The organism is Bradyrhizobium manausense, assembly GCF_001440035.1.
Lineage (GTDB): Bacteria > Pseudomonadota > Alphaproteobacteria > Rhizobiales > Xanthobacteraceae > Bradyrhizobium > Bradyrhizobium manausense.
The window spans coordinates 104,033-119,384 of record NZ_LJYG01000097.1 but is presented as its reverse complement, the minus strand read 5'-3'; the positions used below and the strand labels follow the sequence as shown (position 1 = coordinate 119,384).

The 15,352-nt window shown below is 63.1% G+C and carries 18 protein-coding genes and 1 tRNA gene; 12 read left to right on the top strand and 7 right to left on the bottom strand.

Going from position 1 to position 15,352, the window contains the following annotated elements:
- The first annotated feature begins 1 nt into the window (after position 1).
- Positions 2-490, top strand: coding sequence for a hypothetical protein (locus tag AOQ71_RS23590; protein ID WP_057751667.1), 489 nt, complete (start codon positions 2-4; stop codon positions 488-490).
- A 28-nt stretch (positions 491-518) separates the two neighbouring features.
- On the opposite strand, the gene AOQ71_RS23585 is transcribed toward AOQ71_RS23590, so the two are convergent.
- On the bottom strand, positions 519-905 hold the full coding sequence (locus tag AOQ71_RS23585; RefSeq protein WP_057751664.1) for a VOC family protein: 387 nt from the start codon (positions 903-905) through the stop codon (positions 519-521).
- Between the two features lie 150 nt (positions 906-1,055).
- On the opposite strand from AOQ71_RS23585, the gene AOQ71_RS23580 reads away from it, so the two are divergent.
- The 4 genes from AOQ71_RS23580 to AOQ71_RS46020 all read left to right on the top strand — a co-directional run bounded on the left by AOQ71_RS23580 (position 1,056) and on the right by AOQ71_RS46020 (position 2,979).
- Positions 1,056-1,613 (top strand): hypothetical protein, encoded by a 558-nt coding sequence (locus tag AOQ71_RS23580; RefSeq protein WP_057751661.1) that lies wholly within the window; start codon positions 1,056-1,058, stop codon positions 1,611-1,613.
- 156 nt (positions 1,614-1,769) lie between these two features.
- Positions 1,770-2,273: a hypothetical protein gene (locus AOQ71_RS23575; protein WP_057751831.1), complete on the top strand. Its 504-nt coding sequence runs from the start codon at positions 1,770-1,772 to the stop codon at positions 2,271-2,273.
- 152 nt (positions 2,274-2,425) lie between these two features.
- Positions 2,426-2,502, top strand: a tRNA-Arg gene (locus AOQ71_RS23570).
- Positions 2,503-2,661: 159 nt separating this feature from the next.
- Positions 2,662-2,979, top strand: a complete 318-nt coding sequence (locus AOQ71_RS46020; RefSeq protein ID WP_162268399.1) for a hypothetical protein — start codon at positions 2,662-2,664, stop codon at positions 2,977-2,979.
- 88 nt (positions 2,980-3,067) lie between these two features.
- On the opposite strand, the gene AOQ71_RS23565 is transcribed toward AOQ71_RS46020, so the two are convergent.
- Positions 3,068-3,334, bottom strand: coding sequence for a hypothetical protein (locus AOQ71_RS23565; RefSeq protein ID WP_057751658.1), 267 nt, complete (start codon positions 3,332-3,334; stop codon positions 3,068-3,070).
- A 263-nt stretch (positions 3,335-3,597) separates the two neighbouring features.
- Here AOQ71_RS23565 and AOQ71_RS23560 point away from each other — a divergent pair, with 263 nt between their 5' ends.
- Positions 3,598-4,059 (top strand): host attachment protein, encoded by a 462-nt coding sequence (locus tag AOQ71_RS23560; RefSeq protein WP_057751655.1) that lies wholly within the window; start codon positions 3,598-3,600, stop codon positions 4,057-4,059.
- A gap of 36 nt (positions 4,060-4,095) precedes the next feature.
- On the opposite strand, the gene AOQ71_RS23555 is transcribed toward AOQ71_RS23560, so the two are convergent.
- Positions 4,096-4,359, bottom strand: coding sequence for a hypothetical protein (locus tag AOQ71_RS23555; protein WP_057751828.1), 264 nt, complete (start codon positions 4,357-4,359; stop codon positions 4,096-4,098).
- Between the two features lie 308 nt (positions 4,360-4,667).
- On the opposite strand from AOQ71_RS23555, the gene AOQ71_RS23550 reads away from it, so the two are divergent.
- From AOQ71_RS23550 to AOQ71_RS23540, 3 genes are all read left to right on the top strand, one after another.
- Positions 4,668-5,114, top strand: a complete 447-nt coding sequence (locus tag AOQ71_RS23550) for a hypothetical protein (protein ID WP_057751653.1) — start codon at positions 4,668-4,670, stop codon at positions 5,112-5,114.
- A gap of 89 nt (positions 5,115-5,203) precedes the next feature.
- Positions 5,204-6,082: a DMT family transporter gene (locus AOQ71_RS23545; protein ID WP_057751649.1), complete on the top strand. Its 879-nt coding sequence runs from the start codon at positions 5,204-5,206 to the stop codon at positions 6,080-6,082.
- Between the two features lie 88 nt (positions 6,083-6,170).
- Complete coding sequence (locus AOQ71_RS23540) at positions 6,171-6,914, top strand: hypothetical protein (protein ID WP_057751646.1); 744 nt, start codon at positions 6,171-6,173, stop codon at positions 6,912-6,914.
- A gap of 49 nt (positions 6,915-6,963) precedes the next feature.
- On the opposite strand, the gene AOQ71_RS23535 is transcribed toward AOQ71_RS23540, so the two are convergent.
- A complete protein-coding gene (locus AOQ71_RS23535; RefSeq protein WP_057751644.1) occupies positions 6,964-7,257 on the bottom strand; it encodes a hypothetical protein in 294 nt (97 codons plus the stop codon).
- A gap of 68 nt (positions 7,258-7,325) precedes the next feature.
- On the bottom strand, positions 7,326-8,717 hold the full coding sequence (locus AOQ71_RS23530; protein ID WP_057751642.1) for a cryptochrome/photolyase family protein: 1,392 nt from the start codon (positions 8,715-8,717) through the stop codon (positions 7,326-7,328).
- Positions 8,718-8,886: 169 nt separating this feature from the next.
- Between AOQ71_RS23530 and AOQ71_RS23525 the strand changes: the two genes are divergently transcribed.
- The gene (locus AOQ71_RS23525) at positions 8,887-10,617 is read left to right on the top strand and encodes a methyl-accepting chemotaxis protein (RefSeq protein WP_057751637.1); all 1,731 of its coding nucleotides are present in this window, start codon (positions 8,887-8,889) and stop codon (positions 10,615-10,617) included.
- 91 nt (positions 10,618-10,708) lie between these two features.
- Entirely contained in the window at positions 10,709-11,101 is a 393-nt protein-coding gene (locus tag AOQ71_RS23520; protein ID WP_057751635.1) for a DUF2177 family protein, read from the top strand.
- 117 nt (positions 11,102-11,218) lie between these two features.
- On the opposite strand, the gene AOQ71_RS23515 is transcribed toward AOQ71_RS23520, so the two are convergent.
- Complete coding sequence (locus tag AOQ71_RS23515; protein WP_057751633.1) at positions 11,219-11,878, bottom strand: peroxiredoxin; 660 nt, start codon at positions 11,876-11,878, stop codon at positions 11,219-11,221.
- A gap of 393 nt (positions 11,879-12,271) precedes the next feature.
- Between AOQ71_RS23515 and AOQ71_RS23510 the strand changes: the two genes are divergently transcribed.
- Positions 12,272-12,856 carry a hypothetical protein gene (locus tag AOQ71_RS23510; protein ID WP_057751631.1) on the top strand — a complete coding sequence of 195 codons (585 nt, stop codon included), beginning with the start codon at positions 12,272-12,274 and terminating at the stop codon, positions 12,854-12,856.
- A 70-nt stretch (positions 12,857-12,926) separates the two neighbouring features.
- On the opposite strand, the gene AOQ71_RS23505 is transcribed toward AOQ71_RS23510, so the two are convergent.
- Positions 12,927-14,780 (bottom strand): alkaline phosphatase family protein (locus AOQ71_RS23505; protein ID WP_057751825.1); only part of this gene is annotated, 1,854 nt, incomplete at its 3' end.
- Between the last annotated feature and the right edge of the window lie 572 nt (positions 14,781-15,352).

Sequence of the window (15,352 nt, the reverse complement as noted above, 5' to 3'; positions counted from 1 at the left end):
CGTGAGCAACTGGATCAATTCCGGCGGCGAAGAGCCGCGTCTGTACGGTGCGCCTACCACGATTTGTGAAATACAACGACGGCGGATCGGCCGTTCCACACGATGGCGAAGCGCGGCAAGTGTGGCTTGCGCGCTGGCGCTGATTGCCCCGCTCGGGCACGCGCGCGACCGCGGCCAGTTCGTCAACACCAGTACCGAGCTGAAGGCCTGGTTCGACAGCTTACGCAGCGGCAAGGGACCATGCTGCTCCGATGCAGACGGCTCGGCGATATCGGATTCCGATTGGGAGAGCAAGGACGGGCACTATCGTGTGCGCATCCCGCGCCTCGGCTACGTCATCGAAGGCAAGCAGCAAGAGCTGGTCTGGGTTGATGTGCCCGAGGAGGCCGTGATCTCGGAGCCCAATCGGGTTGGACGAACCATGGTGTGGCCGATCTATGGCTATATGGGCGTCACCATTCGCTGCTTTATGCCCGGTAGCATGACCTAGCTGGCCGGGCAGCGCCTCGCCCGCCGCGTCAGGTATATTTCTTGTCGCGCTCGAGCAGCTCGACGGAGATGCCTTCGGGACCACGGATGAAGCAGATGCGCACGCCGGGCCGAATCGTGGTCGGCTCGCGCGTGAACGTCACGCCCTTGGCCTTGATTTCGGCAGCGACGGCGTCGATGTCCTTCACGGTGAGACCGAAATGGTCGAGGCCCTGATGCGGATGTTGAGGCGGCGGGTTGACGGCGCTGTCACCTTCCAGCGGCGCGATGAAGATCCTTGCGCCGCCGAGATTGACGTCGATTCGTCCCGGTGCGCGCACGATCTCGCCGCCGAGGATATCGCGCAGCCAGGCGGCGGTCGCTTCCGGATCGGGACTGCGCAGATGGACGTGATCCCAGGTGACGGCGAAAGGCATTTCAATTCCTCCCGATAAGGCCTTCGATGTTGCAGCGCATGTTAGCGATCCCCATCGACGATCGCCACTATGGCTCCGCCCTGAGATTTGCCACAGCGGCGGGAACCTCAATTCGTCTCGCGGATTAAACGAGGAGCGAGCAACGCATCCATGAAATCAGGGCTTGGCCGGATCGGACTGGGACCTTTCGTCGGGAACGGCGAGGAGCGGCAACGGGTCCAGGCGGCCACCAGCATTTGGTTGAAACGAGGCCTATTGTGGCTGCTGGCCGTGAGCGTGGTCGGCGCTTCCGTCTGGCTGTTGATGCCTCCCTCCGAAGGCAATGTCGTCCAAACCGAACCCGTGAAATTGGCACTGGCAAGTGACGATTCTGCTTCGCCAATTTCAGCCTCAGATACCTCGGCTCTGGAAGCCGCCGGGCTCGACCGGATGAAGATCTCGTCGCAGACCTGGCGTCGCGGCGGGCTCGGCTCGAAGGCGCTGGTGACGTTCACCGTGCGAAATGGCAACGACTATGCCGTAAAGGATCTCGAGATCGTCTGTGCGTTCATGCGGCGCGACGGCAGCCACCTGACCGACCGCAGCCGCGTTCTGGCGGATACGGTCAGCATGAAGAGCCGCAAGACTTTTGCGCGCGTTCCCGTTGGATTCGTCAACGTGAACGCCGATCAGGCGAAGTGTTCGCTGGTGACAGCGCGGCGGGCCTGAGGGGCCATTCCGCTAGCGGAAAAGTTACCGTCCTTCCCCCCTTGGCCGAAAATCTTGGCGTTGCCAATTGAACCTAAGGCTGGGAGCAGGAACCAATTAGAGGATCGCCGGTTGAGGCGATGGGCCCACGCGGGGATGCGGGGCGGAGCGCGGTCAATGCCCATCTTTCGGTATTTCATGTTCGTCGGTGGAGCGCTGCTCGCATTGTTGTTTGCGGCAGATTTCGTTTGGCCGATAGCGCCGATTGCCCAAACCGTCGGCGTTGCGAGCTACGACCAGCCGCTGATCCGGATCCGGTCCGATCGCCATTTGCCTGACCGGGTTGTGCTCGACACCAACCAACCTACCGTTGCCGCGCCGGTGGTGAAGACGGCTTCCGCCGCGGCGCCACAGCCGACCGCGCCGGCGGACGTGATGGCTGACATGTCGGCCAAGGCACGGGTGCGCGAGACATTAGCTCAGCTCACGCCAGCCGATGCGGCTGCGGCCAAGAAGGCTGACGCCAATCCGCAAGCTCAGGTTGCCCAGGCCCAGACGCCACAGGCGCCGGCGCGCCCGAGGCGCAAGGTCGTCCGGGCGCGTCCGATGCCGCAGCGTGGCCAGCCGATGATGCTGGTGGCGCAGCAGCCGCATTTCGGTCTGTTCAACACCACTTGGTGAGAGCGCTTTTGACCCGTCTCGAAACGGGGGCGGGAGGGCTTTTTATTGTCCGGCCTCTCTGCTAATTCGAACCGAACCGAACGTCGTCGCTGTGCTGGCCAGCCAGCATACGACCGCGGCGCTTCGGCTGGTGGCCCAATATCCGGGGTCAGGCGCTCGTAGCTCAGCTGGATAGAGCATCGGATTTCGATTCCGAGGGTCGGAGGTTCGAATCCTTCCGAGCGCGCCAGGCCAAGGGTGTCCGGCCCGGAGACATAGGTCACGTTTCGTACCTAAGACATGGGTGACAACCTGGTGCCGAACGGGTTGTCGAGGGGTTGCAGGGTTTTCTGCTCCAGGTCGAAATATCCAAGATGCGTCTGGCCGGACGCTGCAACGTGACAATAAAATGAACGTCGATATGCGGCCATCCATGGCGAAACATGGCGATTCAGTAAATCGGATTTCCCGCTGTCGTATTGCGGACGTCATGCCGCCATCGATGTCACCGTCAACGGTCGCGGCTCATCGGCTGACCGGTGGTAAGGTCGATGAAATGGAGCCTTGTACAGGCGGGGCAGTTGAAGGATTCAAAGCTCCGGCCCTCGTGCTCCTGCCGCCTTTCGAGATAAGTTTGCACATTCATGCCCGTCTGTGGGCATCGGAAAACAATCAAATCAGCCATCGAAACAGAATGACAGCACGGCAAATTTTATCTTTGATCTAGATCAGTTTTGGAATTGCGCGAGCCTGATCGGCCGTGGCAGGCCCGCTATCTCGCAAAGCGACGGGGGCCCAGAGGGCCCCTGCAAATCTCACCAGCGGCGATAGCCGTAATAGCCATAATAACGCGGGCCGTAATAGCGCGGCGGCCCATAATATCCATATCCGGGCCCGTAACCGTAATAGACGTTCGGCCGCCACCAGCAGCGTCCCCACGCGTTGCAGACCATGCGGACCTGCTCGACGTCAGAGACCTGAGCGGTCGCAGGCGCCGGCGCAACCGGCATGGCCGACGCCGTCGACGATGCCGCAAGAGCACCGAACAGGGACGCGGCGACGAGGCCGATCTTGAGATTCATGATGTATTCCTCCGTTTACGCAACGAAGGATATCGAAGTTGTTCTGATTAAATTGTGGCGGAGCCGAAATGTAATGCTGATGAACAAATCTTCCGCTCTTCCGTCGTAGGCCCGACCATCACTTGCCGGGCCAGCTCTTCGATCATCGCCACCCTCGTTGATCCTGCGCAATTCGTCGGTGCGCCTTCGTGCCTAATCTTGCAATGGTGGCCGTCCTTCGCCGAATTCGAAGAATAGGCGCACAGATGGTTTGGAGCAGTGCAATGAACAAGATGAGGATCGACAAGGGCGACTGGCTCGTCGTGTGCGACGGACGCAAGGCGCTCATCCTGGAAAATCTCGGTGACGAGATGTTTCCGAACCTTCACACCAGGGAGGTTCGCGAGCAGGACAACCCATCCACGGCCGCGCAAGGGACCGACGCGCCGGGCAGGTTCCATGCATCCGTCGGCGGTGCCCGCAGCTCGGCGGAGCAGACCGATTGGCACGACGAGGCCGAACGCACATTCCTGCGCAGTCTGGCTGAGCGGCTGGATACCGCGCTCAGCACCGGAGAGACCTCAGGCCTGACCATGGTGGCCTCACCGCGCGCGCTGGGCATGATCCGGACCGATTATTCGGACGCTGTGCGCAGGGCGCTTCGCGGCGAGGTCGGCAAGGACCTCGTCAAGTTGCCGGTCTATGAGATCGAGAAGCAGTTGCTGCTGTCGGGGGCGGTCGGATAGGGACTGCCCGCCGGGAGAGGACGCTCGCGGCGCCCCTCAGTAGCAGGGGTGCCGGCGGCGGTCCTGACCGACATAGCCAGCCGCGCTCTGGTAGCAGTGATTGGTCGACGGGCCGTCATAGTAGGCGAAGGTGCCCGAGGTGATTCCCGGGCCATAATTGTGCAGATAGCTGATCGGGTAGGGAAGCGGATTGGCGTGATAGCGATGGTACCGGTGGTGCACCCGCGCCTCCGCGTAGCCAGGGGCAAGGACTGCCGCCGACAGGGCAGCAAAAGCGGCTACAAGGGCCAACTTGCTCATCTCGATTCTCCGGAACCCGCAAATAAGTCTGTCATCTATAGCCATTTCGGGCCGCCGGGGCACCCGTCTGGAGCCTGGAAATCGGGGCAAATCCGGCAGATTCCTCGACGGGTGTGACAGAATTGCCGGCCCCAGGGGCGAACGCTGCCCATTTTTGGCCTTTTCGGGATGCTTAACGAATTCCCCACACAAGTATGGCCAAAGAGAATCCGGCTAAAGATTTCTCGCGCCGGCTCCTTTGGGGTTTTGTCTGGGGTGCTCTTCGGGGCCGGTACGTTTCCTTGCAAGGTTTTCGTCGTCAAGCTGCCATGCGCATCACGCTCCTCAGCCTGCTGTTGCTCTTCGTCGCTGCCGCTACTCCCGCGCGGGCCCAGTTGCATATCACCCGCGACCACGGCGGCTATGTCGAGGAGTACAAGGCCAAATACAAGCGCGTCCGCGACACCGGCGAGCGCGTGATCATCGATGGCATCTGCAATTCGGCCTGCACGCTGGTTCTCGGCATCGTGCCGCTGAACAAGATCTGCGTGACGCCCAAGGCGAGCCTCGGCTTCCACCAGGCCTACTACGACAAGGCCTTCACCTTCGGCATCAAGGTCACCAGTGCGGAAGGGACGTCCGACCTGATGTCCTACTATCCGGATACGGTGAAAGACTGGATTCGCCGCAATGGCGGGCTCACCACCGACATGAAGAAGATCAAGAACGGGGTCGAACTCTGGAAGATCATCGATCCCTGTCCGGAAGAATGGTGAGCGGCTGATCTGAGCCGCCGCGTCCATCGCAGCGCAGCATCAGAAATTCGCATTGCCGCACGACCGCTCCCTCGGGCAATGAGAGGGCAATGAATCATAACCAAGATCATCTCGCTGCCCGCACAGCGCCGGTGCTGTTCGTCCTGCTCTGGAGCACCGGCTTTATCGCCACCAAATACGTCGTCGACAACGCCGATCCCTTCACCTACCTCGCCATCCGCATGGCGGTGGTGGTCGGCCTGATGGCAATCATCGCAGGCATCGCCCGACCGAAATGGCCTGATCGCGCAGGGATAGCGCACAGCGCCGTCGCCGGCATCCTCGTCCACGGCTTCTATCTCGGCGGCACCGCGATTGCGATCGCGCATTCGATTCCGGCGGGGCTCTCCGCGCTCATCCCGGGGCTGCAGCCGATCCTGACCTCGACGATCGCCAACCGCTGGCTGGGCGAGAAGGTGACCCCGGTGCAATGGGCGGGCCTCGTGCTCGGCCTCGGCGGCGTCGGGCTGATCCTGCACAACCGCCCGATGTCCGGCGAAGCCGGGCTGGGCTGGCTCGCCTCGGTGGTCTCGCTGATCAGCATCACGCTTGGCACGCTCTACCAGCGCCGCTACTGCAACCACATCGACTGGCGCGCCGGCAATCTCGTGCAGTACTTGGCGGTGACGATCTTCTTCACGCTCGCCGCCTTTCTGTTCGAAGATCGGGTCGTTCACTGGACACGGGAGTTCGTGCTCGCATTGGCCTGGCTTGCGGTCGCGCTTTCGATCGGATCGATCGGCCTGTTGTACTGGCTGATCCGCCACGCTGCGGCGACATCGGTCGCGAGCCTGTTCTACCTGGTGCCAGCCGTGACTTCGCTGATGGCCTATCTGCTATTCGGCGAGAAGCTCGACGCGCTGGCGATCGCCGGCATGGCGATGTGCGCGGCTGCGGTGTTCGTGGTCAACCGCCGCTTCGGCGCGTAGGCGGGCTTGCCGGAATACATCCCTGACGTGCAAGGTCAATCATGTTAGGCTGACCGTATTTCAGCGGCCCGCGCCCACGGTGATTTCCATGAAGACGGCAAAACGCGCATTGCTCGGCAGGTCCCTGAAGCCGGTCAGGATTGCCTGCATCAACTATGCCCGGGAGTCGATTGGCGACGGCGATATGAGGCTGCTCACCGCGGCACTGCAAAAGTGTTACGACAAGCATTTCCTGCCGGTGTGGGGCTATCCGGTCGACCTCTATGTCACGCGCAAGCCGAAGGCCACCGATTGGCAATTGGTCTATTTCGACGATGCCCTGCACAAGAATATGCTCGGACGCCACGAGTTGACCTATCGCGGCCAACCGATCTCGAAGATCTTCGTCAAAGCGCTGGATGGCGAGGCGGTCAGCGTGGCGGCCTCGCACGAACTGTTTGAGATGGTGCTCGATCCCATGGCCAATCTCTGGGCCGACCAAAATCGGAACACCCAATACGCCTATGAAGTCTGCGACGCCGTGGAGGAAGACACCTTCAAGGTCGACGGTTTGCCGATGTCGAACTTCGTCTATCCGTCCTGGTTCGAGCCGTTCAGGCATCCCCGCGGCACCAAGTTCGACCACAAGGGAACGCTGAAAGCGCCGTTCTCGATGGCCGAGGGCGGCTACGTTATCAAGAAGGTCAACGGACGGAAGGTGATCAGGGCGTTCGGCTCACCTGCGAAGCGGCGACGCTTCGCGAAAGAGGACCGGCGGGGCCATCGCAGCGAGTTTCGCGATCCGAAGGGCCAGCATCACCCGGGGCGGCGCGCCGCCAAGCGGCGAGGGTAGGAGGGGCCTCCGGACGCGCCCAAACCCGGAGACCCACTTTGCGCTGTGATCAGCGCTTGGCCTTCTTGGCCTTCTTTTTCGACTTGGTGGCTTTCTTCCCAGATTTCTTGGCAGCCTTTTTCGCAGACTTCTTGGCTGCTTTCTTCGAAGACTTCTTTGCAGCCTTCTTTGCAGCCTTCTTGGCTTTCTTCTTCGAAGCCTTCTTGGGCGCGGCTTTCTTCGCGACCTTCTTGGCGGCCTTCTTCACCTTCTTGACGGCGGTGACGGCGGCGTCCTTGGTTGCCTCCACGGCGGTGGTCATCGTCTCCATCACCTGCGCGGTGATCGGCTTGTCGTCGTCCATATCGTGTCCCCCACGGTTTGCATGGAACGATGACGATAGCGGGTTTCACGATTGTGTCAAAGCAACGCTCAACCTTTGCGGATCTTTGCGTAGGCGGCGAGCGCTCGCTCGCGTCCCCTGGCATGATCGATGAGCGGTTGTGGATAGGTCTTTCCGAGCGTAACGCCTGCGCTCGCAAGCTCAATTGGTGTGGCCTGCCACGGTTGATGGATCAGCTTTGCCGGCATGTCCTTCAGCTCCGGCAGCCAGCGCCGGACGTAGGCTCCCTCACGATCGAACTTCTCACCCTGGAGCACCGGATTGAACACGCGGAAATAAGGTGCGGCATCGGCGCCGCAGCCGGCGACCCATTGCCAATTGGCCGGATTGCTGCCGGCGTCCGCGTCGACCAGCGTGTCCCAGAACCAGGCTTCGCCATCGCGCCAATCGATCAGCAGGTGCTTGACCAGGAACGATGCGACCACCATCCGGACCCGGTTGTGCATCACGCCGGTGTGCCAGAGCTCGCGCATGCCGGCATCGACGATGGGGTAGCCGGTGCGGCCGCGCTGCCAGGCGGTGAGCGCCTTCTTGTCAGCCTTCCAGGGGAAGTCGTCGAAGTTGGTTTGGAGGTTCTCGGTGGCGAGATTCGGATGGTCGTGGAGCAGGTGGCGGCAGAACTCGCGCCAACCCAGCTCACTCAGGAACTTGTCGATGCCTGAGCCAAGCCCCGGATTCGCCGCCGCGGCGAAGCGGGCCGCGTGCCAGATTTGGCGCGGGCTAAGCTCGCCAAACCGCAAATGCGGTGACAGGCCCGAGGTGCTCTGGCGATCGGGGCGGTCGCGGTCGCCGGCATAAGTGTGCACCGTGTGCTTGAGGAAGTCGCGCAGACGCGCCCGGGCTGATGCCTCGCCCGGCGTCCAGCTCTCGCGCAGGCCACCGGCCCAGTCGGGCTTGCTTGGCTCGAGCTGCCAGCTCTCCAGTCTGTCGCTCGCGATCTTCGGACCCGGGCGCAGCTCCTTCGGTGCGGGCAGCGGCTTGGGTGGGTCGCCGAGCGACAGCACCCGCCGCCAGAATGGCGTGAACACGCGCAAGCCCCGGCCTTCCTTGTTGCGGATCGCCGACGGCTGGACCAGCAAGTCGCCGGGAAAACTTTGCGAGTCCACGCCGAGCCTAGCCAGCGCTGTTTCGAGCTGTTTCTCGACGAGCTGATGCGGGGCCTGAGCGATCTCATTCCAATGTACGGCGCCTGCGCCAGTCTCCCGCGCCACTTCGGGAATCACCGAGGCCGCCGATCCCTTGCGCAGGACCAGCGATCCGCCGTGCGCTGCAATGTCGGCGCCGAGCGCGCGCAGCGATTGGGCCAGCCACCAGCGCGCCGCGCCGCCAAGGGCCCGTCCGGCCCCTTCGTCGAGCACATAAAGGCAAATCACGGGCGCGCCGGATCTGGCGGCGGCGTGCAGGGCGGGGTGATCGGACAGTCGAAGGTCGTCGCGGAGCCAGACGATGGCAGGCGGGGGGCTTGGCGGGGGCAGGTGCGTCCTCGTTTACGCTTTGGAAAGTATGCCGCGGGAGGTGGTGTGAACCAGCGTTAATGGGGCCGTAAGCGGATTGCATCAATATGCAGGAATTCCGGGGGTGGTTCCATTCATGACCAACTCGTTAACGCTGAAGTTCTTGCCTCGGTTCAAGCTGGGGACCAAGGCTGTCCTGTGCGCCGTCCTGCTGATTGCGATGAATACCGCATTGGTGGTCGGCGCCGGCTACTGGTCTCTTACCTCCGCCTTCAACGATCGCGCGTTGCGCGACATCGAGGTCAGCCTGCGCACGCTGGCGCTGGCCTTCGCCGAGGTCGTTCCTGACGCCAGGATCACCATGCGCGATGGTGCGGTGGCACGCGCCGAGATCGCCAAGATGCCCGAGTTCAAAGATCACGCCATCGTCGATCGTGCGGTGTCCTATGTCGGGGGCAATGCGACCCTGTTCGTGTTCGACGAGGCGAGCGGGCAGTTCGTCCGCCGCTCGACCAACGTAAAAAAGGAGAACGGCGACCGTGCCGTTGGCACCCAGCTTGCCGCCGACCATCCGGCACAAGCAGGCCTGCGCCGTGGCGAGGCTTATAAGGGGCCGGCCACGCTGTTCGGCAAGTCCTTCATGACGGCTTATTTCCCGATTTCGGATGCGACTGGCAACATTGTCGGCATTCTCTATGTCGGCATCCCCATGGCGCAGTACGAGACCATGCTGTCTCGTGCAATCGTAAGTATGGCGATCGCCGCCGGCATCGCGGCGCTGCTGGTCCTGGTGCTCACCATGCTGGTCGTGCGCCGCGTCACCGGCCCGCTGACCTCGGTCACCCGCTCGCTGACGGCACTCGCCAATGGCAAGAGCGATGTCGCGCTCGATTGCGAGGACCGTGCCGACGAGATCGGCGAGATCGCGCGCACCGTTGCGGTGTTCAAGAGCAATTCGCTGGAGCGGGCGCGGATGCGCAGCGAACAGGCGGAAGCCGCGGCGGCGGCAGCCGAGCAGCGCAAGGCCGACCTTCGCAACTTCGTTGCTGAATTCCGCAGCGGCGTCGGTGGCATGCTCGACAAGGTCCTGCGTTCCTCCGGCGAGTTCGAGCGCGTGGCGCGGCAATTGACCGACACCGCGCGCTCCACCGCTGATCTGTCGGCGAAATCGGCCGGCGCATCCGAGCAGGCCTCCGACCACGTCCGAGCGGCGGCGTCGGCCTCCGACGAGCTCTCGCAGTCGATCTCCGAAATCACCAAAAGAGTACAGGAATCCAACGCGATCTCCGCCGAGGCGGTGCAGCAGGCTGAGGCCACCGATCAGCGCATCGCGCAGCTCTCCGAAGCAGGCGCGCGCATCGGCGACGTCGTCAAGCTCATCACCTCGATCGCCGAGCAGACCAATTTGCTGGCGCTGAACGCCACCATCGAGGCGGCGCGCGCGGGCGATGCGGGCCGTGGCTTTGCGGTGGTGGCCCAGGAGGTCAAGACGCTCGCGGGCCAGACCGCGAAGGCGACCGACGAGATCTCGACCCAGATCGCGAGCATGCAGCTTGCGACCGAGGAGTCGGTGACCGCCATCAAGGCGATCACCGAGACCATCGAGCGCATCAGCGGCATCGCGGGCTCGATCTCGGCTGCGGTCGAGCAGCAGCGCAGCGCCACGCACAATATCGCGGCCAGCGTTCGCGCGGCGGCCTCGGGCACCGCCGACGTGGCCGTCAATGTCCGTCAGGCAGCCGAAGGCGCGAGCGAGACGGGCGAGACCTCGAGCCGGATGTTCGCCTCCGCCCAGGCATTGTCGGGCGAGAGCCGGAGCCTGAAGGCCGAGGTCGACAGCTTCCTCGACCGCGTGCAAGCGGCTTGATGAACGAGGCGGGCCGAAACCATCGGCCCGCTGTGACGTAGCTGACGGCAAGATGTGACTGCCTGGGCTTTGCGGGCAGGGGAGGCCGCCAGTGAACCGCATCGCCGTGCTTTATGTCGCGACCCTTGTCGTCCTGACCGGGCTGGATTTCCTGTTCCTTGGTCTGATCGCCAAGGGCTTTTTCACCGCGGAAGTTGGCGACATGCTGGGTGAGCTGAAGCCTTTGCCGGCGATCCTGTTCTACCTGCTCTATGTCGGCGGCGTTCTGATCTTTGTCAGCGGCTCTGCGGATGCGACCTGGCAATCGACGCTGCTCTATGGCGCGCTGTTCGGCCTGTTTTGTTATGCGACGTTCGATCTCACCGCGCTGGCACTGCTCAAGCATTGGAGCTGGCCGGTCGCGTTCGTCGACATCGGCTGGGGCGCGGTGGTGACCGCGGTCTCGTCGACCGCGGGTCTGTTGCTGACGGATCGTTTTACTTGATGGCGTCATTCCGCGACGGTCCGCAGGACCGAACCCGGAATCTCGAGATCCCGGGTTCGATGCTGACGCATCGCCCCGGGATGACGGTCCGCGGTTGCTAGTCGCAACCGCAGCCCGTTACTTCGGCTGCGGCACGATGCGGATGTAGGGCTTCGGTTCCTTCCAGCCCTGCGGATAGATCGTCTTGGCCTCGTCGTTGGAGACCGAGCCCGCGATGATGACGTCCTCGCCCTGCGACCAGTCGGCCGGCGTCGCCACGCGATGCTTGGCGGTGAGCTGGAGCGAGTCGATCACGCGCAGGATCTCCTGGAAATTCCGGCCGGTGGTCATCGGATAGACCAGCACCAGCTTGATCTTCTTGTCCGGCCCGATGATGAAGACGTTGCGGACGGTCTGGTTGTCGGCGGGCGTGCGGGTGAGGGGATCGCCCGAGGTCGAGGCCGGCAGCATCTCGTAGAGCTTCGAGACGTTGAAGTCGGTGTCGCCGATCAACGGATAGTTCGGCGCGGCGCCCTGGGTCTCCTTGATGTCTTCGGCCCATTTGGCATGGCGGTCGATCGGGTCGACCGAGAGGCCGATCAGCTTAACGCCGCGCTTGTCGAATTCCGGCTTCAGCTTGGCGAGTGCGCCGAGCTCGGTCGTGCAAACCGGCGTGAAGTCCTTGGGGTGGGAAAACAGCAGGGCCCAGCTGTTACCGATCCAATCGTGGAACTTGATCTTCCCTTCAGTGGTCTCGGCTTCGAAGTCCGGGGCGGTGGTGCCGATCGGAAGTGTCATGGTTTGACCTCATCGCATTGAAATTGCTTGGAAATTGCCGTCTGACCGTCAGACCCAGTATAGGGGCTTGCCGGCGCCAAGTGAACGCCAACTGAACCGCTTGAAGTAAAATGTGAATTCTTGCTCTGAAGGGCTGATTTCTCAGCACAATTTTGTTACGGCCGCACCTGCGGCGAAACATCTCCACCGGGGCTTCACGGTCTCGCTTGCCCCGATAATGCCTTTTATAACCCGCATCACGCCCGCCCGACGCTCTTACGGAACCGGAACGGTCCTCGCAGCGACTAATCGGCAACCATTGAGAAAAGTCGCGACCCCCGTTTCCAATCATTAACCACCCCTTTACGCCCGCATGAAAATGCTGGTCGATCAGAAGAAATCTGGAAGTGAACTATGTCTGCCGCACTACCCAAGTCCCTTGAAGAGTCCGTTGAGTCGCCGTCGCTCGAACCGTCCTGCCGCGATACTGCGGCCCATGCCCTCACCATTGTGCGCGACGGCGTGATCACGGGGGAAGGTCCGACCACCAAGGGCCGGGTGCACTTTTCCCGCTCCATCGATGCCGATGACACCGCCTGGTGCGCGCGCATCCTGACCGCCGCCGCGGTCAACGACCAGCCGGTCAGCCGCGCCGAAGCCGAGGCGCTGTTCGAGATCAACGAGGCCGCGACCGAACGTGCCGACGGGGGCCGCTTCGACGATTTGCTGGCCAAGGCCGTCGCCCATTATGCCGCGAGCGCTTCGGGCTTGAAAGTGCCGCCGCGCAGCGTCGCGCTGGCTCAGGACACCGACATCGAGAGCTGGGCGCCGTCCTATGCCTCCAAGGTCAAGAGCGAGATGCTGGAGTGGATCGCCGGCCAGATGCGCGGCAAGCGCCAGAACAACCGTCGCCTGATGGCAATGGTGGCGACTTTCCTGGGTGCCACCGCGCTGCCTCTGGCGGGCCAACTGCCTAACGTCTTCGACATTGGAATGTAAAAGAATCTGGGCCTGTAAGAACCGAGATAGTCCCGCGCCCCTTGCGAGGCGCGAGAGCAAGCGGCGGGGNTTTCCCCGCCGTTTTTTGTTTGCCGCTCTCCGGCTCGAGGCCCAACGTGCGGCCGGGGAATCCGGCGGCGTCGAAATAACGCTGGCTGCCGACGCGCTGGACGTTGAGCACGGTCTCCAGACCGTTCTCGGACTTCTTCTTCGACCGCTCGACTGACTTGAACGCCTTCGGTACGACGCCGTTGGGCAGCGCCTCCGACATCACCCGGCCGACCAGGCTGCCATTGCGGGAACCGCGCAGGCCGAGGAGCTGCGCCGCCGTCATGCCGACGTCGGCATTGCTGACCGGCAGCTCGTCGACATAGCCGGCTTTGAAGTCCGGACCGATCGCAGCCATGAAGTTGTAGGTGTCGCCGCGGCTGAAGCTGCCGTGCATGCCCTGGCCCTGGCGCAGCACGGTGTCGGCCACCTGCACCGAGCAATTGGTCGGCGCCTCGCCGCATTCGCTGGCATAGGAGCGGAAGTTGACCACGATCGCCGGCGTCGGCGTCGCCGCCTTGCCGCGCAGATTGATGCTCGACAGCGGCAGGGTGCCGGGGAAGCGGCCGAGGGAATCGTCGACGAACAGGCCGGAGACGTAGTCCTGCTCCAGCAGGGCGTTGATGGTCCTGGCCGCCAGCTTCTTGTCCTTGTTCGGCAGATAGATCAGGTCCGAGCCGCCATTGGTGGCGACGACGAGGTCGGGCTTGGTCGGGTCCTTGCCGAGCACGCCGTTGCCGGCCTTCGGATGGGCGTTGCCGGTGACGGCGGCGTTCTTGTCGTTGGGGTCGAACAGCGGCAGGTCGAGCGCCTTGGCCAGGTCGAGGGCGACGAAGCCCATCGGCAGGAAGTCCTTCGGCGTGTCGTCATAGCCGACCTTGGCCGAGGGGCTGGTCTTGCTCTCCTTGGAGATGGTCGAGAAGCCGTGGTCGGCCTGGATCATGATGTTGGTGCTCGCGGCAAGCCCGAGCTCGTCCAGCGCCTTGCGGATCTGGGCGAGGTTGTTGTCGACGTTCTTGATGCTCGCCATCGTGCTCGGGCCGTTGATGCCGGGCAGGATCTGGTTGAGGCTGTCGCCCTGATTGTGCTGGGTGCCGTCGGGATCGCGTGACCAGAACACCAGCACGAATGGCTTGTTGCGTGCCTTGAACATCGGCAGCACCACCTTGGTGGCGACGTCGGCGAAATAGGCTTGCTGCGCGACGTTGGCGACCGTGGTGCCTGGCGTCTTGGCGTCGCCCGCCTTTGCATTGTCGCCGCGCGACGGCGCGGCGAGGGGAAGTCCGGCCTTGGTCAGCGCCTCCTTGACCTCGTCCGACAGCGCCACGCCGTTCTTGCCGCCGGTGGCGTCATCGAACACGACCGAATGCAGGCCGGGCTTTTCGGGCTTGTCGGTGTGGTCGAACTGGTAGGTCGGACCATGCTTGCCCAGCGCGGCGGTGCTGTAGCCCTTGTCGCGGGCCATCTTCAGAATCGTCTCTTCGTTGAGATAGTCGCCGTTGAAATGCTCGTCGATGTCGCCGAGCACGGCGTCGTTCTCGATGAAGGGCACCACCGTGTCGCCGGCTGGCACCGAGGTGTAGTTGGTCCAGATCGTGTTGGAAAACACGCCGGTGTCGCCGAGGTAGTGGCCGGTCGACATCGCCGAGCCGTTGGCCATGGTGAAGGTCGGGAACAGCGAATGCGAGTTCTTGAAGTTGACGCCCTTGTCGCGGACCTCGGCCATGGCCGGCGCGGTCTCGGGGGTGATCTTCAGGGCGCGCAGCCCGTCAGGAATGAACAGGATCAGGTTGCGGGGCGTGTTGTTCTCAGCGGAGGCAAAACCGCTGGACAGCAGTGTCAGCCCGGCCGACAGCAGCAGCAGTGAACGTCGCATCGAAATCTCCTAGCGGTGAGGCGGCTCGGCCGCCGATCCGCGGCCCCCGGCAATCGTTTAGTTTTGCTGTATGACGACTATGTTACAAGAGCGAGCGGGCATGCAGAAGTGATGGGGAGGGGGCAGGCATGCTGTGGCGTGGGCCCCGGCTCTGCAGCGCGCCGCACCGGGCGATGCTCCGCATTGCCGGGTACGCTGCGCTGCGTCCGGGGCACGAGTTTGCGTTTTTGGGCGCACCTGCATCAACACCGTCATTGCGAGCGCAGCGAAGCAATCCAGAATCCCTCCGCGGAAAGACTCTGGATTGCTTCGCTGCGCTCGCAATGACGGAGTGTGTGGTGGCGGCGTCGCTCTTCAATCCGCATCTTCATCGCAGACACACTTTCGCATCCTCGCGGCTCATCTCGCCCGAGCTTTGTTTCATCGCCTCACCCTCATCTGAAAGAGGGCGCAGGGAAGACCGGGTGCCCGACCGGCACCCGCGGTCCACTGTGCGATAGGTTGCGCTACAAGAGGCTGCACAGCGGCATACAGGTGAAGCCGAAACATCCGGCCTTCCCTGCGCAGTGGTT

What these genes read in the sequence shown, in the direction of transcription:
- AOQ71_RS23585 (WP_057751664.1), bottom strand. Translation starts at nt 905, where the DNA reads ATGCCTTTCGCCGTCACCTGGGATCACGTCCATCTGCGCAGTCCCGAT.
- AOQ71_RS23580 (WP_057751661.1), top strand. Translation starts at nt 1,056, where the DNA reads ATGAAATCAGGGCTTGGCCGGATCGGACTGGGACCTTTCGTCGGGAAC.
- AOQ71_RS23575 (WP_057751831.1), top strand. Translation starts at nt 1,770, where the DNA reads ATGCCCATCTTTCGGTATTTCATGTTCGTCGGTGGAGCGCTGCTCGCA.
- AOQ71_RS46020 (WP_162268399.1), top strand. Translation starts at nt 2,662, where the DNA reads ATGAACGTCGATATGCGGCCATCCATGGCGAAACATGGCGATTCAGTA.
- AOQ71_RS23565 (WP_057751658.1), bottom strand. Translation starts at nt 3,334, where the DNA reads ATGAATCTCAAGATCGGCCTCGTCGCCGCGTCCCTGTTCGGTGCTCTT.
- AOQ71_RS23560 (WP_057751655.1), top strand. Translation starts at nt 3,598, where the DNA reads ATGAACAAGATGAGGATCGACAAGGGCGACTGGCTCGTCGTGTGCGAC.
- AOQ71_RS23555 (WP_057751828.1), bottom strand. Translation starts at nt 4,359, where the DNA reads ATGAGCAAGTTGGCCCTTGTAGCCGCTTTTGCTGCCCTGTCGGCGGCA.
- AOQ71_RS23550 (WP_057751653.1), top strand. Translation starts at nt 4,668, where the DNA reads ATGCGCATCACGCTCCTCAGCCTGCTGTTGCTCTTCGTCGCTGCCGCT.
- AOQ71_RS23545 (WP_057751649.1), top strand. Translation starts at nt 5,204, where the DNA reads ATGAATCATAACCAAGATCATCTCGCTGCCCGCACAGCGCCGGTGCTG.
- AOQ71_RS23540 (WP_057751646.1), top strand. Translation starts at nt 6,171, where the DNA reads ATGAAGACGGCAAAACGCGCATTGCTCGGCAGGTCCCTGAAGCCGGTC.
- AOQ71_RS23535 (WP_057751644.1), bottom strand. Translation starts at nt 7,257, where the DNA reads ATGGACGACGACAAGCCGATCACCGCGCAGGTGATGGAGACGATGACC.
- AOQ71_RS23525 (WP_057751637.1), top strand. Translation starts at nt 8,887, where the DNA reads ATGACCAACTCGTTAACGCTGAAGTTCTTGCCTCGGTTCAAGCTGGGG.
- AOQ71_RS23515 (WP_057751633.1), bottom strand. Translation starts at nt 11,878, where the DNA reads ATGACACTTCCGATCGGCACCACCGCCCCGGACTTCGAAGCCGAGACC.
- AOQ71_RS23510 (WP_057751631.1), top strand. Translation starts at nt 12,272, where the DNA reads ATGTCTGCCGCACTACCCAAGTCCCTTGAAGAGTCCGTTGAGTCGCCG.